Source organism: Halobacillus aidingensis (assembly GCF_900104185.1).
GTDB lineage: Bacteria > Bacillota > Bacilli > Bacillales > Halobacillaceae > Halobacillus > Halobacillus aidingensis.
In genome coordinates this window covers 20,588-34,171 of record NZ_FNIZ01000008.1, presented here as the reverse complement: position 1 = coordinate 34,171, position 13,584 = coordinate 20,588, and the positions used below count along the sequence as shown (strand labels likewise).

Here is a 13,584-nt window from a genome sequence, read left to right as displayed (position 1 = left end):
AGTGATCAACAGTGAAACAACTCACATTGATTAAGAAAGATGGACAACCACTTGCTCATAGTCGCGACGTAGCAGAAATGATTGGCAAAGAACACAATATGTTGATGAGATCCATCCGGCAGTACGTAGGAATTTTAACCAGTGCAGAATTGCACCCGTCAGATTTCTTTATTCCTTCTTATTATCAAGATGCCAAGAAAGAGCAGCGACCGTGTTTCCTTTTAACGAAAAAAGGATGCGATATGGTAGCCAATAAGATGACTGGCGAGAAAGGCGTGTTATTTACTGCTGAGTATGTCACTCGATTTGAAGAGATGCAGAAAGAACTTCAGAAGCAAAGTGCTCAGCAATTGCCTGGAAATTATAAAGAAGCACTTCTACAACTAGTGAAAGAGGTCGAAGAGAAAGAAATGCTTCAACTTGAAAACCGGGCATATCAAAATGAAATTGCTTCAAACAGACCGAAAGTCGAGTACGTTGATGAGGTGCTGAAATCTACTGACCTAATGATCACTTCGCAGATCGCAGAAGATTACGGAATGTCGGCTCAAGGGTTTAATCAGCTTTTGAAGAAGCACGGTGTTCAATATAAGAAGAACGGCCAGTGGCTCCTTTATTCCAAGCACAAAGGCAATGGGTACACCAAATCCGAAACGCACACCTTCAACAAAACTGACGGTACTCCAGCTGCAAGAGTGCAGTCGAAATGGACACAAAAAGGGCGTCTCTTTATTTACGAATTACTGAAAACAAAAGGGATTCTGCCCACCATGGAGCAAATGAAATTGGAACTTATTGAGGGAGGTAAATAGAAATGCAGAATATGAAATTAGAGCTACGTTTTGAAGAATCCCGGGCGGTGCTTGAAGTAGAAAGTACACCCGAGATGGATACTGTGGCATTGACGGTTAGAGAGTTAGATCTGAACGAGGAGAAATCAAGTGACACTGTAGAGTACCTGGAAGATATCAGCGTTACACAGGTATATCTAAACCACGAAGAAGCAGAGTCATTTGCTGAATCGTTACTATTTTTGGCAAGAAAAAACGGAAGACCCGACAACGAATAGAGGCTTCCGTTTCTAAAACTATTAAATTGAAGCGGGTTGATGCTGGAACATCAGCCCCTTCCTAAATACCTGAATGCATTATATCACACATCCAGGAGGGTTACTAGATGGCAAAATTTAGGCAAGTGTACACAGAGTTTTGGGACGACGCGAAAGTTACAGAAGAAATGACCCCTGAAGATAAACTATTTTACCTTTATTTATTAACCAATCCAAACACTACTCAAACAGGAATCTATCAAATCACTAAAAAGAAAGCTGCGTTTGAGCTTGGACACTCAATTGAATCTGTTAATAGCTTATTCGATCGTTTTGAAAATTATCACAAATTAATCCGATACAACCCCGAAACACGAGAAATTGCTATTAGGAATTGGGGCAAATATAACCTCAATCGTGGCGGGAAGCCCATGTTAGATTGCGTTAGGAAAGAATTGGGTGAAGTAAAAGATCAAACCCTTATCCATTTTGTGGGAGATAACGTGAAAAACGCTCCAATAAAGGAGTTGTACGATACGTACCACGATACGTCAACGATAAGGGGGCAAGAAAAAGAAGAAGAAGAAGAACAAGAAGAATTAAAAGAGGAGGAACCCGCACGCGGGGTAAATCAAATCATTCAATCGTTGATTGATAATCACCTCGTAACTCCTGGCGGACTGACAGCGACCCTTCTTGATGATTTGAATGATGTCTTAGATAACTTTGGATTTGAAGATCCAGAGGAGATGATTTTAGAGGCCATCAAGGATGCTGTGAGAGGAAACGGTAAGACGTGGAAATTCACATATCGCAAATTAGTACTTTGGAGAAAACAGGGGATCACAACCAAAGGACAGTTGGATAACCTGGATCCTGGTATTAAACCAAAACAAGAGAAGCGGAAAGTTAACTGGGAGGAGCTGGACGTTAGTGGATAAGGCACAAGTGCTGAAAGTATTTAAAGTTTTGCAAAATGCTTATCCCCGCTTCATGCCTGATAACACCGAGGATGCTCAGGAGAAGTTAGACACTTGGACGAGAATGATGCGCGATATGGATTTCAAGCGTGTGATGAAGAAGGTCGAAGAACATACAGTCTCCAACAAGTTCCCACCTTCAATTGCGGAAATATCAGCCTATGCACCCAAGGAAAACGAAAGCCTGAAAAAGATGGAGCAATGGGAACGTGAAGCAGCAGAAGTTCCTCAAGAAACTAAGGACCGCTTCCTGGCTGAATTAAATAAGCTGATGGAGGCGAAAGTCAATGATAAGTAACAACGAAGCGGAGCAGGCAGTATTAGGTTCAGTCCTTCTGGAAGGTTCAATCATCGGCAAATTAACTCTTGAACCGGATCACTTTCACAAGGCACCTCATCAAAAAATCTATGAGGCTATGAAAACAGTGTCGAGTCGGAGCGAAGAAGTGAACACCGTCACAGTTTCTACGGAGCTTGGTGAAGACATGAAAAAGTGCGGGGGAATCAATTACCTTATTCAGTTGGCGGACGCAGTTCCAAGTACAGAACCGGTCATGCACTTTCAACAATTAATATACGACGCCTACCGAAACAGGAGAAAAAGAGAACTGTCCCTCACCTATTCAGAACAGCACGGGGATGATGCACTCGATAAACTTATCAAGTCTCTTACGGATCTTAGGGGAGTTGGAGTACAGGTCGAGGAGAAAACAACGTATGATCACCTTGCTGAAATCGCGAACGACATGGTGTCTCCGCCTGATCAATCTGCGCACGGATTTCCAGTAGGCTTTCATGACTTTGACAAAATGACCGGGGGCGGCCCTCAAAGAGGAGACTTGTTCATAGTAGCTGCTCGTCCTTCCATGGGGAAAACAGCATTCGCTTTAAACATGGCATCAGGCCATTGCAAGAATGGCGGTTCTGTTGATGTATTCAGTTTAGAAATGGGAGCAAAGCAACTCCTCCAAAGAATGATCAGCGCTCAGGGGAACATCGACGCTCAGAAATGGCGAACAATGTCTTTCTCAGAGTCGGATTACAACAAAGGAATCAATGCCATCGGTGAAATGACTAACTGGGACGTGGACATCCATGAGAAAGCAACAACTGTAGCGGAAATGAGGGCAATCATCAGGCGTTCAGTTAAAGAATTGAACAGAGAAAACCACATGGTGGTTATTGATTACTTGCAGCTAATGAGTGTTGTTGACTCGTACGACAGAAGAGACTTAGAGGTTGGCTCAATCACTCGTGAATTGAAGCTCCTTGCTCGAGAGTTGAATATACCGATCATCCTTCTTTCTCAATTGTCTCGAGGTGTAGAGTCCCGGCAAGATAAGCGGCCAATGATGTCCGACCTTAGAGAGTCTGGAAACATCGAGCAGGACGCTGATGTGGTTGGTTTCCTATACCGAGATGATTATTACAATGACGATTCAGAGAACCAAAACATCATTGAAATTATCTTGAAGAAGCAGCGGAACGGACCGACCGGGACAGTGGAATTAGCGTTTATCAAAGAGTACGGGAAATTCGTGGATTTAGACAGGAGATATAACGAAACACACGTCCCTTCAGCCTAGGACTTTATAGAGGAGAGTGAAGTAATGAATAAATCTTATGATAACGGCGTGAAAACATACCAGATGGATGAAGCTGAGAGAAAGAAGAAGATGGCCATTAATCCATTAAACTACATCGAACTAAAAGAAAAAGAGCTGACGGACGCTGCCATTGCGAAACAATGGGGGATCCATCAGCCTGAGTTGAGCAAAAAGAAAGACAACTGGGGATTCATCGGAAAATCCCTTGATGAAATGAAAAAGATCGCAAAAAAGAAAACAAGCAAAGCACAGAGGGAAAAGGCACAATCTCACTCTATGCAAGATCAGATCAAAGAAGAAGTACAAGAAAAAGAATCAGTGAAAGAAAATCAGGATTCTGACTTGGAGAAAGAACTGAAGGAAGCTAACGGGGAAGTGCAGCGGCTCAATTCAGTAAATGATGATCTGAAGGGAGATTTAAGGGATGAACGGAAGAAATACTCAACGCTTTATAAAGACTTTGAGAGAAAAGAAGCGGATCTGGAAGAAGAGCAGGAAAAGGTAAAACTGAATTCCTTAAAACTCCAACAGATCACCCAAGAGTACGAATCACTCCAACTTAAATACAAAGAGCTCGAAGAACAGTTTGATGCTTTGCAAGACCAAGACTACTCTCCAAAGCAAACAGTGATTCTCATTGAGAAACAATTGAATGAGGAAAGAGAAGCTCACCAAGTGACCAAGCTTAAGGTTGAGGACTTGCAACGTGAAAAACAGATGCTTATGAACCAAAATCAAATCCTCACCAACAACAACGAACGATTCCAGCAACGTTATAGAGAGGCTGAGAAAACTCACGAAGCACTTGCAGCATATACACAAAGAGTTATGCCATCATGATTCATCCATACAGCAAAGAACAACAACTTCTGGCTGACCGCTTACCTTCTAAGGCTAAGAGGTCAGAGTTTACCACTAAGCAAAGAAAAGAAGTGAAGCGGATCTACGGGGATTACTGCCAGATATGCATGAATCCCCATACCCAGATCCATCACAGAAAGTTCCGCTCCGGGAGTGGACGAAACAATCCAAGGAACGGGGCACCGCTTTGCCATGAGTGTCATGCATTCGTACATGCTCACCATGAAACGGCCGAAGACTTGCGCACGGAAGCAGCTGACCACTTTGGACCTTATTACTACTACGACAAATATGATTGCTTCTTTGAAGCACTGATCGATGAGCCTACAGACAAAGCCTTTGAAGACTTTATGGAATTGGAGGAGCGGAAGGCTCATGAAAATTTACGTAAGAGAAACGGTGGAGCGGGACTCTGAAGGTGAGGAAATGATTGTTGTTCGGACTTATGAAAGCAAACCACATAAATACGATTACATTATCTTTTTAGATAAGTGAGGAGCGGATACAGATGGAAGATCTTACTGTAAAACAAAAACGTATTCTTCTGTACGTGAAAAAATCAATAGAAGAGCGGGGTATATCACCAACGGTCAGGGAGGTCGGCATTTATGCTGGCTTATCCTCAAGCTCCACTGTTCATAGACACCTGAGCAACCTAGTGGAAAAGGGATATTTGGAAAAGGATGAATGTTCACCAAGAACGTTAAGGGTGACGAAAGGGGATTCTCCTGAAGCGGATGTGATCGAGTATATTAAAGCCATGGACGATGACGTATCTGACATCATCTTCGTTGAGGGACAACCGTTTTACATTCGCAGAGCATCGGTGGAAGACATTCAAGAATGGATTGGCCAAGAGGATCCCGCTTCATGTTAAGGAGATACATGCCGGCAGTGATCAGTGATGTAGAAGCGGAGCGGGAACGTCAGGATGCGAAGTGGGGCCTTCAGAGGCATTCATATCCATACTGGCTCACTATTCTCGCGGAAGAACATGGAGAGGTTGCCCAAGCTATGCAAAAAGGGAGCGTCTCCTACAAGAACTCGGATGCGGATGATCTGTACACGGAATTGATTCATGTGGCAGCGGTAGCGGTGGCCATTGCTGAACAAGTCAAAGAAGAACGGGATGTGGCAAAGCGTGACTGACTTGATCGCTTGTATGTTTCGTCTCAATGGGATGGTTGATTCTTCTCTGGTGCGAAAAGAGGTGAACGCATGAAGGACCAAGCGGTTTTGATGTACGTAAAGAACGGCGAATTGTATCCGGTTGCTCTGACAGAAGAACAACATTACATGCTTCAATCGACTCTAAGGTTTTTCAGTCCTCTACAAATCGTGGATGAACCACAAGGAAAGGCAGTAAACCTGCTCGATAATAGGAAGGGGCCAAGACGTGAAGGTGGCAGAGATTGAATACAAACGAAAACATGTGATCGATCAGCTGCATCAATTAGGAATCAAAGACACCGATGGACTGGAATATCATGAGCTGGTCAGAAAGTTGGCTATTGCAAGAGCTTCTGAAGTGGATGTGACATGCGACAGTAATAAGTGGTTTTAAAGCAGAGGAGTGGAGATGATGAAACAACCAAAATTTAAAGGTTTCAGTATGGAGCACGGTAAATGGTTTTACGGTCACGGATGGTTCAAGATCGACTGGACGGAAGAATACAAACAGGAGAAAAACATAGGCGACCAAGCTATGCTTTATACGGAATCCTCTCCTGTTGATTGCGAGTTGGGATCAATGGGGCAGTACACCGGATATGAAGACAAACACGGAAATGAAATCTACCAGGGTGACATTGTTAAACGAGTTGATGATATTCCTATCACAGCAGAGGATGGAGCGGAAATGTATTCAACATGGACTGTAACCTTTGAATACGGAGGATGGGCATTCAGAAATACACCAGCAAGTCCTGCAATCTCTTATCCTTCATTCTACTCTAATGCTAAATACATGGAAGTTATCGGCAACATGTATGAGAATCCAGAGTACAAGAACAATCCGCTTACGGCATAGCGCGAAGAAGAAGCGGAGCAAAGGATGAGGGTCATAAACAATGAAACTAAGAAGCAACTATCTCTTTATCAAATAGAACGGTTCATAAGAAAAGAGCAGCATGTCGAACAAATGAAAGAACTATGGAAAGAGCGGTGTGGACTACCATATCCATACCGCTACCGGATAAAAGGCATATGCAAGTATGACCGTGGTGATCCACTGGAGGAAGCAGATGAAGAGTTTTTAAAGGAGTGGAAATGTTGCTTAATCAAAAAGTTTTGAAGAGAATAACTCATCTAGAGAAGAACCATTGCAAGAATTGCGAGAAGAAGAAGGGGAAAGATTCCACAGCATTGACGCGTACATGCAAGGCGTGTCCAATTGGTCAGGAGCTTCTAAGTCTAGGGAGCCAGCTTGAACTCAATAAAGTTGAGCGCGTAATGGCTAAGGGGAAGGACATGACTTTTTCAGACATCCGCTTCTGTTTCGATAGTGGAGTAGATCCGGATGAAATAAAAAAAGCGGCTGGTATGAGCCATGGTAAAACATTCAAGAAGTACATGAATAACCATGGATACGCAACGTCAGGAAGAAAACTCATTTAGGAGGGGTACCAATGACAGACCATGAACGGAATGAACTGATTGCACTATTAGCTTGGCAGAAAGGATGGCTTCCAGAAGCATTTGAACGAATGTCAGATGAAGAACTCATTGCCTACAATGAGCGGATAAATGGATGATATGAATTCAAACACTCGTCCAGAAGCGGATTACCTACAGGCATATCTGGACGAGGTGCTTAGATACCAGCAAAGGATTGAAAGATGTCACCCTGAAATGCGGGTGAAGCTTATAGAACTAAAGTCAAAGCAGTTAGTGTTTGTAGGAAAGTTAGCGGCTGAGTTTGCAGAGATCAGTAAGATGACATATGCCACACGGAAGCAAGTGTACACTGAAGCGTTCTTTGCGGCAGATAAGTATAAGAAAGAAGAAGCGGAGAAGGCAGTCTTTCAGTGGAGAAAACAGGAAGCTAAGGACTACGGAAACTGGCAGCGATGGAATAATGCCAAGGATACACTGAAAGAAGAAATTAATGCCTTGAAATATCAGGTCAGACAGGAAATTGCAGATGGAAGTAGACAGGGGTAATAGAGGGGGAGCTGATCGTGATGATTGAGCTACTGTACGAATACAAGCAAACGCTTCGTCAAACCAAGAAGCTGCGTGATCAGTTGAATGAATCCAAACAGACACCTAAAGACGAAGAAGATCTTGACCAATACAATCACATGATCAGCGATCTTCAGTACATCATTGAATGGATAGAGAGGGGAAGGCAGCCATACTCCAGGCGAGGGATAGACCGGAGGGAAGTATATCGTAGGTTAGTGTTCATGGATGAAGAGTCTATGTCTGTACTGGGGCGGCCACTGAATGACCATGAACCATCACCTGAGTTGAATCAGTTTGATCGGGAGCGGCTGGAGGATGCACTATCCGCGCTTAACAAGAAAGAGAAGGATATCTATCTCATGAACAAAGTGGAGCAAATATCATACGAGCGTATAGCTGAGATGCTGGGCGTTCATAAGTCCACTGTACAGACATACATCCAACGAGCGGAAAAGAAGATGGTGGAACAGACAGAGTCCAGTTTGTTTTGTGTAAGTGATGGTTAGAGGAGGAACTACTATGAACTATGGAGATTCAAAGCAATTGAATAAGTATTTACTTTACAAGCGGATTGTGGAGTGGAATAAAGATAAACTTGTATTAAATGATGGAACAGTTCTTACGCTTGAAATGAGTGAAAACGATTGTTGCGCTTATGCAGGAGGGACTTTTAGTAATGTCGAATTGGATGCGGTAATTACAGACGTAGAAGTTGGGGAGAAACACAATGTTCCAGACGAGGATACTATTGTAAATGAAGTTAAAGTGACATTGTTCCACAACCAAAACCCGATTGCTTTGGCCGAAATGACAGCAAATGCAGGTAATGGAGGTTATTACTATTCAATAGGGTCGTTTGTAGTAAACGGCATACATTTCCCAATTGTAGATGCTTAACGATAAAGAAACATGAACAATTCAGAAACAGTTATTTTTGTCATACCTTTGCCACCTATATATAGAGGGGGCGAAACCCATGAAAGTAACATGTGATGATGGGTGCAAGAAAGAGTTTAATATTCCCAACCTGATATCATCCTACATCAATGATGATGTGGAGCGGACGTTCTTCCGTTGTCCTGCTTGCGGACAAGAGTACGATTCATTCTATACCAACAGTCAGGCCAGGGAGATACGTACCCAAGTGAATAAGCTTAGATCTAAGAGTAAGCTAAGCGATAAAGAGGAACGGAAGCTAAGGCTCTACACTGATAACCTACAGGCGATCATGGCCAGCCTGAGAGAAGAGTATGGCGCAAGGTGAAGCCGTACGCTAGGAGGTTCTATAAGAGTACAGCATGGCAGAAGTGTAGGGCATCATACATCAAGCAGGTGTATGGCATGTGTGAGAGGTGTGGAGCTCCTGGTGATATAGTACACCACAAGGAGTACATCACACCGGGTAACATACATGACCCAAACATTACACTGAACCATGAGAACCTTGAGTACCTTTGCCAGACCTGTCACAACAGGGAGCACCATGGATCAGGTGAGGATACAGTAAGGGAAGGCCTGGCATTCAATGGGGATGGGGAACTGGTGAGGGAGTAGGGATGATGGTAGGGTGCAGGGGATAAGGGACACAGAGCATGGTGGATTGAGTCATACATTCATCATGCTCTGTTTCTTTTATTCTTGAATCATATTAATCAATTCATCTTAACAACTTCCGCTCCGTTGCTAACAAACTTATTCATAATTTATTGCGAATCATTTTATAATTTTATTTTTAATTAATTGTATTTAATTGGAATGAAGCGCGTCGCTCTTCTGTTGTACTAACGAACAGAGCTGAAGACCTGACTCCCCCCTCTTAACCGAGGGGAGGGGTATGGTTACAGGACCGTTGGGGCAGCTTCGCGTAACACACAGGTCATTCCACATGAGGGGGGGTCCAGCGGATGGCGAGAAAAAAATCCCAAAAATTACAAGATGAACTTATCCAAGAAGAAATAGAAAAAATTAACAGTAACTTCGCAGAACTTCCTGAAGATAAGCGGAAAATCGCACAAAGGTTAATCGAGCGAATTGCCTTTATGACGATTACTCTTCAGATATTAGAAGACACGATCAAGGCGAAGGGTCCTACTTACAACTTCACTCAAGGCTCCCAGAAGATGCTGGTGGAAAACCCCGCCCAGAAATCTTACAATGCCATGATCAATAGGTACACGGCTGCTTACGATAAATTGTTCAGTCTGTTGCCGAAAGATGATCCTGATCCAAAGGATTCAGATGGATTTGATTCATTTGTGGCTAAACGATGAAACAGTATCCATTATCCTATAATCCAATCATTGAATACTGGAACAAGATCAACTCTGGTGAAGTGGTTGTAGGTAATAAAATCAAACGAGTTTATCAGAAGTTGGTAGAGGATATTCATGATCAAGATTCAGTTTATGAATACAACTCGAAACGTGCGAATCATGCTATAGAGTTTGTTGAAAACTTTTGTAAACACTCTAAAGGTGAAAAAGCTGGAGAGCCTTTTATATTAGAACTATGGCAAAAGGCTATGACTGCTGCGTTGTTCGGTTTTGTTCATAAAATTGAAGAAACCAGAAAATATCGGGAACTTATATTCGTCGTAGCCAGGAAGAATGGTAAATCTGCCTGGGGATCTGCAATAGCGTTATATATGATGGTTGCGGATGGTGAAGGTGGCCCCGAGGTTGTCAGTGCTGCCACCAAGAAAGATCAGTCTAAAATCATCTGGTTGGAATCGAAGCGGATGGTAAAGAAATCACCGGTGCTTCGAAAGCGAATCAAGTCATTGGTTGCTGAATTGCTATCTGATTTCAATGACGGATCCTTCCGGCCGTTGTCCAGCGACTCGAACACATTGGACGGTTTGAATATCCACTGTTCTTTGATCGATGAATTACATGCCATTGAAGATAAAAACCTGTATGACGTTATTGTTGATGGTATGAGTGCAAGGAAACAGCCATTGTCCATCATTACTACGACTGCGGGGACCGTCCGGGACGGCATATTCGATTTGAAATACGAAGAACTTGAGTTGATTATAAACGGATATGATGATCCAGAAGGATATAAAGACGAAAACGTCCTTCCAATTGTGTATGAGCTCGACGATCGTAAAGAGTGGACGGATCCTATCCAATGGCAGAAGGCTAATCCTGGATTAGGGACAATCAAAAGCAAAGATGAACTGGAACGAAAAGTAAATAAAGCTAAAGCAAATCCTTTGTTGGTGAAAAACTTACTGACAAAGGATTTTAATATACGCGAAACGGCGAGCGAAGCTTGGCTTACATTCGAACAGTTGGATAATACAGAAACATTTGATGTGACTGAATTGAAACCAAGCTATGGGATCGGTGGGGCTGACTTAGCAAGTACAACCGACCTGACAGCTGCATGTCTGACTTTCATGTTACCGGATGATCCAAAGATTTATACGAAGGCCATGTATTGGCTGCCTGAAGATCTACTGGAGAAGAGGGCAGCGGAGGATAAAGTTCCATATGACATATGGGAACAAAGAGGTTTGCTTCGAACAACTCCAGGAAACAAAGTTCACCACAAGTTTGTAACAGAGTGGTTCCTGGAAATGCGTGACGAATATGACATTTATATTCCATGGATTGGGTATGATAGCTGGTCAGCTCAATACTGGGTTGAAGAAATGCAGGGGTACTTCGGAAAGAGTGCTCTTGTACCGGTCATTCAAGGTAAAAAGACATTATCTGGACCAATGAAGACTATGGGAGCGGATCTTGAGAGTAAGCGCCTGAATTATGGGAACAACCCTATTACAAAATGGTGTTTATCTAACACTTCTGTTGAAGTGGACAAAAATGACAACATTCAACCTTCTAAAGGAAAGAACCAACGAAAGCGTATTGATGGAACAGCAGCCATGCTTGACTCTTATGTTGTTCTGCAAGACAAAATGAATGACTATCTGAACATGATATAAGGAGGCAGGCGATTATGAAGCGGAGTATGAAGAAAGTCTTGAAGAAAGAGATAAACGAAGCAAAACGAATTAAAAATCAGAATCAAAGATTGGAACGTTTGGATCGAATCGCTGACGTATACAAAAAGTTAAAATAATTCACCGCGATCATGATTTAAGGGGGTGAGTAAACTGGGATTAATGGAATGGATGTTTGGTAAAAAGCTAACCAATCCCCAAACAAAATCCACATACAAAATGATTACCGATGTTGGAGAAGGGTTTTATGACTGGAACGGCGACCTATACAAAAGTGACATCGTCAGAGCATGTATCCGACCGAAAGCAAAGGCAATAGGGAAGTTACTAGCAAAACATATCAGAGACAATGACCAAGGGTTTCAAACAAACCCTAACAGAAATATAAGATTCTTGCTCGAGGAACCCAACCCCTTAATGACTGGACAAGTCTTTCAGGAGAAAATGGCTGTTCAATTAGAGCTGAACAATAACGCATTTGCTCTGATTAAACGTGATGAAGAAACTTTTGATCCTATAGAAGTGTACCCAGTACCTGCAACGTCTGTAGAAATGTTGGAAGGTCCATTAGGAGATATATATCTTAGATTCTATTTCAGAAACGGAAAACAACTAATTGCACCATATGTAGATATCATTCATCTTCGCCAAGATTTCAACAATCATGACCTTTTCGGTGACAATCCGGGGGATGCTCTTGGTGAACTGATGGAAGTCGTGAACACAATCGATCAAGGTATTAAGCAGGCGATCAAAAATAGCGCGGTTGTTAAGTGGATACTTAAATTTGATCAAGTATTAAAGCCTGAAGACGTTAAAAAAGCAGTGGATGACTTCACCAAGAATTACTTGGACATTGAAGGTACCGGGGGAGCTGCGGGTGCAGATGGAAGATATAACGCAGAACAAGTTACACCGCATAACTTTGTCCCGGATTCTAAACAAATGATTGAGCAAACAAGGCGTATCTATAATTTTTTCAATACCAATGAAGATATTGTCCAGAGTAAATACACAGAAGATCAATGGAATGCCTTTTATGAATCATCCATTGAACCTGTGGCCATGCAGTTGGCAGGGGAATACACCAGGAAGATATTTTCCCGTACAGAGCGATCACATGGAAACAAAATCATTTTTGAATCATCCAATCTTCAATATGCATCTATGGAGACGAAGTTGAATCTCGTTCAGCTTGTCGATCGTGCTGCTATGACTCCTAATGAATGGAGACGAGTATTGAACTTGCCTCCGGTTGATGGAGGAGACAAGTTGATCATGCGTTTGGACACTGAAGAAGTTGATGCTAAATCTAAAGGGGGTGAGAAGAGTGGACGAAGAAAAGGTGGAGCAAAGGGAGCTAACAACGGAAGCGGTGGAAGTCAGGGAGAAGGATGATGGAACAAAAACCGTCTCCGGTTATGCTGTTAAATGGGAAAAGAAATCCGAAGTGTTAGGCTTTTTCCGTCGCTTTAGAGAACAATTTAAAAAAGGTGCTTTCGCTGACTCCCTTAAAAATGATGATCAGCGTTTTTTATGGTCTCATGACGTTTCCCAAGTGCTTGGTCGAACTAAAAACAAGACACTTCGTTTGACGGAAGACAATGTAGGTCTTCGTTTTGAATTGGATCTTCCGAATACAACACTTGGAAAAGACACTTATGAATCCATTAAACGTGGGGATGTAGATGGCGTGAGCTTTGGTTTCAGAATGAAGAAACAAGAGTGGGATGAATCCGATGAAGATAACATTGTGAGGACCATTTCTGAAGCAAGATTGTTTGAGGTTAGTGCTGTGGCCTTTCCTGCTTACCCTGATTCGGAAGTAAGTGCCAGGGGGCACGATCCGGTTAAAGAGCGGATGGAGAAATCAGCAGCTATAGAAAAACGCAAGAAATTAATTTTAGAAACTTATTTGTAAAGGGGAATGCA

Annotated in this window: 24 protein-coding genes; all 24 read left to right on the top strand. The window is 42.6% G+C overall.

Annotated features, from left to right (window positions below):
- Positions 1-11: 11 nt before the first annotated feature.
- The 24 genes from BLS23_RS09525 (at position 12) to BLS23_RS09420 (ending at position 13,573) form a co-directional block, all read left to right on the top strand.
- Positions 12-812: a phage antirepressor KilAC domain-containing protein gene (locus BLS23_RS09525; RefSeq protein ID WP_244157165.1), complete on the top strand. Its 801-nt coding sequence runs from the start codon at positions 12-14 to the stop codon at positions 810-812.
- A 2-nt stretch (positions 813-814) separates the two neighbouring features.
- Positions 815-1,069, top strand: coding sequence for a hypothetical protein (locus tag BLS23_RS09520; protein ID WP_089652322.1), 255 nt, complete (start codon positions 815-817; stop codon positions 1,067-1,069).
- A 107-nt stretch (positions 1,070-1,176) separates the two neighbouring features.
- Positions 1,177-1,989, top strand: coding sequence for a DnaD domain protein (locus tag BLS23_RS09515; protein WP_089652321.1), 813 nt, complete (start codon positions 1,177-1,179; stop codon positions 1,987-1,989).
- Complete coding sequence (locus BLS23_RS09510; protein WP_167356065.1) at positions 1,982-2,326, top strand: replicative helicase loader/inhibitor; 345 nt, start codon at positions 1,982-1,984, stop codon at positions 2,324-2,326. Before BLS23_RS09515 ends, BLS23_RS09510 begins: the two co-directional genes overlap by 8 nt.
- Positions 2,316-3,614 (top strand): replicative DNA helicase, encoded by a 1,299-nt coding sequence (dnaB, locus tag BLS23_RS09505; protein ID WP_089652319.1) that lies wholly within the window; start codon positions 2,316-2,318, stop codon positions 3,612-3,614. Before BLS23_RS09510 ends, dnaB begins: the two co-directional genes overlap by 11 nt.
- 24 nt (positions 3,615-3,638) lie before the next feature.
- A complete protein-coding gene (locus BLS23_RS09500) occupies positions 3,639-4,475 on the top strand; it encodes a hypothetical protein (RefSeq protein WP_089652318.1) in 837 nt (278 codons plus the stop codon).
- On the top strand, positions 4,472-4,912 hold the full coding sequence (locus BLS23_RS09495; protein ID WP_089652317.1) for an HNH endonuclease: 441 nt from the start codon (positions 4,472-4,474) through the stop codon (positions 4,910-4,912). The genes BLS23_RS09500 and BLS23_RS09495 overlap by 4 nt, the downstream gene beginning before the upstream one ends.
- Positions 4,913-5,004: 92 nt before the next feature.
- Positions 5,005-5,373 (top strand): LexA family protein, encoded by a 369-nt coding sequence (locus BLS23_RS09490; RefSeq protein WP_089652316.1) that lies wholly within the window; start codon positions 5,005-5,007, stop codon positions 5,371-5,373.
- The gene (locus BLS23_RS09485) at positions 5,367-5,645 is read left to right on the top strand and encodes a MazG-like family protein (RefSeq protein WP_208599175.1); all 279 of its coding nucleotides are present in this window, start codon (positions 5,367-5,369) and stop codon (positions 5,643-5,645) included. Before BLS23_RS09490 ends, BLS23_RS09485 begins: the two co-directional genes overlap by 7 nt.
- 69 nt (positions 5,646-5,714) lie before the next feature.
- Positions 5,715-5,912, top strand: coding sequence for a hypothetical protein (locus BLS23_RS09480; protein WP_089652315.1), 198 nt, complete (start codon positions 5,715-5,717; stop codon positions 5,910-5,912).
- Entirely contained in the window at positions 5,893-6,060 is a 168-nt protein-coding gene (locus BLS23_RS21750) for a hypothetical protein (protein ID WP_167356064.1), read from the top strand. The genes BLS23_RS09480 and BLS23_RS21750 overlap by 20 nt, the downstream gene beginning before the upstream one ends.
- An 18-nt stretch (positions 6,061-6,078) precedes the next feature.
- Positions 6,079-6,525 carry a YopX family protein gene (locus BLS23_RS09475; RefSeq protein ID WP_089652314.1) on the top strand — a complete coding sequence of 149 codons (447 nt, stop codon included), beginning with the start codon at positions 6,079-6,081 and terminating at the stop codon, positions 6,523-6,525.
- A 242-nt stretch (positions 6,526-6,767) separates the two neighbouring features.
- Positions 6,768-7,112: a zinc-finger domain-containing protein gene (locus BLS23_RS09465; protein WP_167356063.1), complete on the top strand. Its 345-nt coding sequence runs from the start codon at positions 6,768-6,770 to the stop codon at positions 7,110-7,112.
- A gap of 11 nt (positions 7,113-7,123) precedes the next feature.
- Positions 7,124-7,249, top strand: a complete 126-nt coding sequence (locus tag BLS23_RS22135) for a hypothetical protein (protein WP_279615122.1) — start codon at positions 7,124-7,126, stop codon at positions 7,247-7,249.
- The gene (locus tag BLS23_RS09460; protein ID WP_089652311.1) at positions 7,242-7,658 is read left to right on the top strand and encodes a hypothetical protein; all 417 of its coding nucleotides are present in this window, start codon (positions 7,242-7,244) and stop codon (positions 7,656-7,658) included. The genes BLS23_RS22135 and BLS23_RS09460 overlap by 8 nt, the downstream gene beginning before the upstream one ends.
- A gap of 20 nt (positions 7,659-7,678) precedes the next feature.
- Positions 7,679-8,188 (top strand): sigma factor-like helix-turn-helix DNA-binding protein, encoded by a 510-nt coding sequence (locus BLS23_RS09455; protein WP_244157170.1) that lies wholly within the window; start codon positions 7,679-7,681, stop codon positions 8,186-8,188.
- Positions 8,189-8,201: 13 nt separating this feature from the next.
- Positions 8,202-8,579, top strand: coding sequence for a DUF7448 domain-containing protein (locus BLS23_RS09450; RefSeq protein WP_089652309.1), 378 nt, complete (start codon positions 8,202-8,204; stop codon positions 8,577-8,579).
- Between the two features lie 79 nt (positions 8,580-8,658).
- Entirely contained in the window at positions 8,659-8,946 is a 288-nt protein-coding gene (locus tag BLS23_RS09445; protein WP_089652308.1) for a hypothetical protein, read from the top strand.
- On the top strand, positions 8,943-9,236 hold the full coding sequence (locus BLS23_RS09440) for an HNH endonuclease (RefSeq protein ID WP_244157162.1): 294 nt from the start codon (positions 8,943-8,945) through the stop codon (positions 9,234-9,236). The genes BLS23_RS09445 and BLS23_RS09440 overlap by 4 nt, the downstream gene beginning before the upstream one ends.
- Positions 9,237-9,586: 350 nt before the next feature.
- A complete protein-coding gene (locus BLS23_RS09435; RefSeq protein WP_089652307.1) occupies positions 9,587-9,952 on the top strand; it encodes a hypothetical protein in 366 nt (121 codons plus the stop codon).
- Positions 9,949-11,634: a terminase large subunit gene (locus BLS23_RS09430; protein ID WP_089652306.1), complete on the top strand. Its 1,686-nt coding sequence runs from the start codon at positions 9,949-9,951 to the stop codon at positions 11,632-11,634. The genes BLS23_RS09435 and BLS23_RS09430 overlap by 4 nt, the downstream gene beginning before the upstream one ends.
- A 14-nt stretch (positions 11,635-11,648) precedes the next feature.
- Entirely contained in the window at positions 11,649-11,771 is a 123-nt protein-coding gene (locus BLS23_RS22130; RefSeq protein WP_279615121.1) for a hypothetical protein, read from the top strand.
- Between the two features lie 34 nt (positions 11,772-11,805).
- Positions 11,806-13,050 (top strand): phage portal protein, encoded by a 1,245-nt coding sequence (locus tag BLS23_RS09425; RefSeq protein ID WP_089652457.1) that lies wholly within the window; start codon positions 11,806-11,808, stop codon positions 13,048-13,050.
- The gene (locus tag BLS23_RS09420; protein WP_425250618.1) at positions 12,983-13,573 is read left to right on the top strand and encodes an HK97 family phage prohead protease; all 591 of its coding nucleotides are present in this window, start codon (positions 12,983-12,985) and stop codon (positions 13,571-13,573) included. The genes BLS23_RS09425 and BLS23_RS09420 overlap by 68 nt, the downstream gene beginning before the upstream one ends.
- Positions 13,574-13,584: the final 11 nt, after the last annotated feature.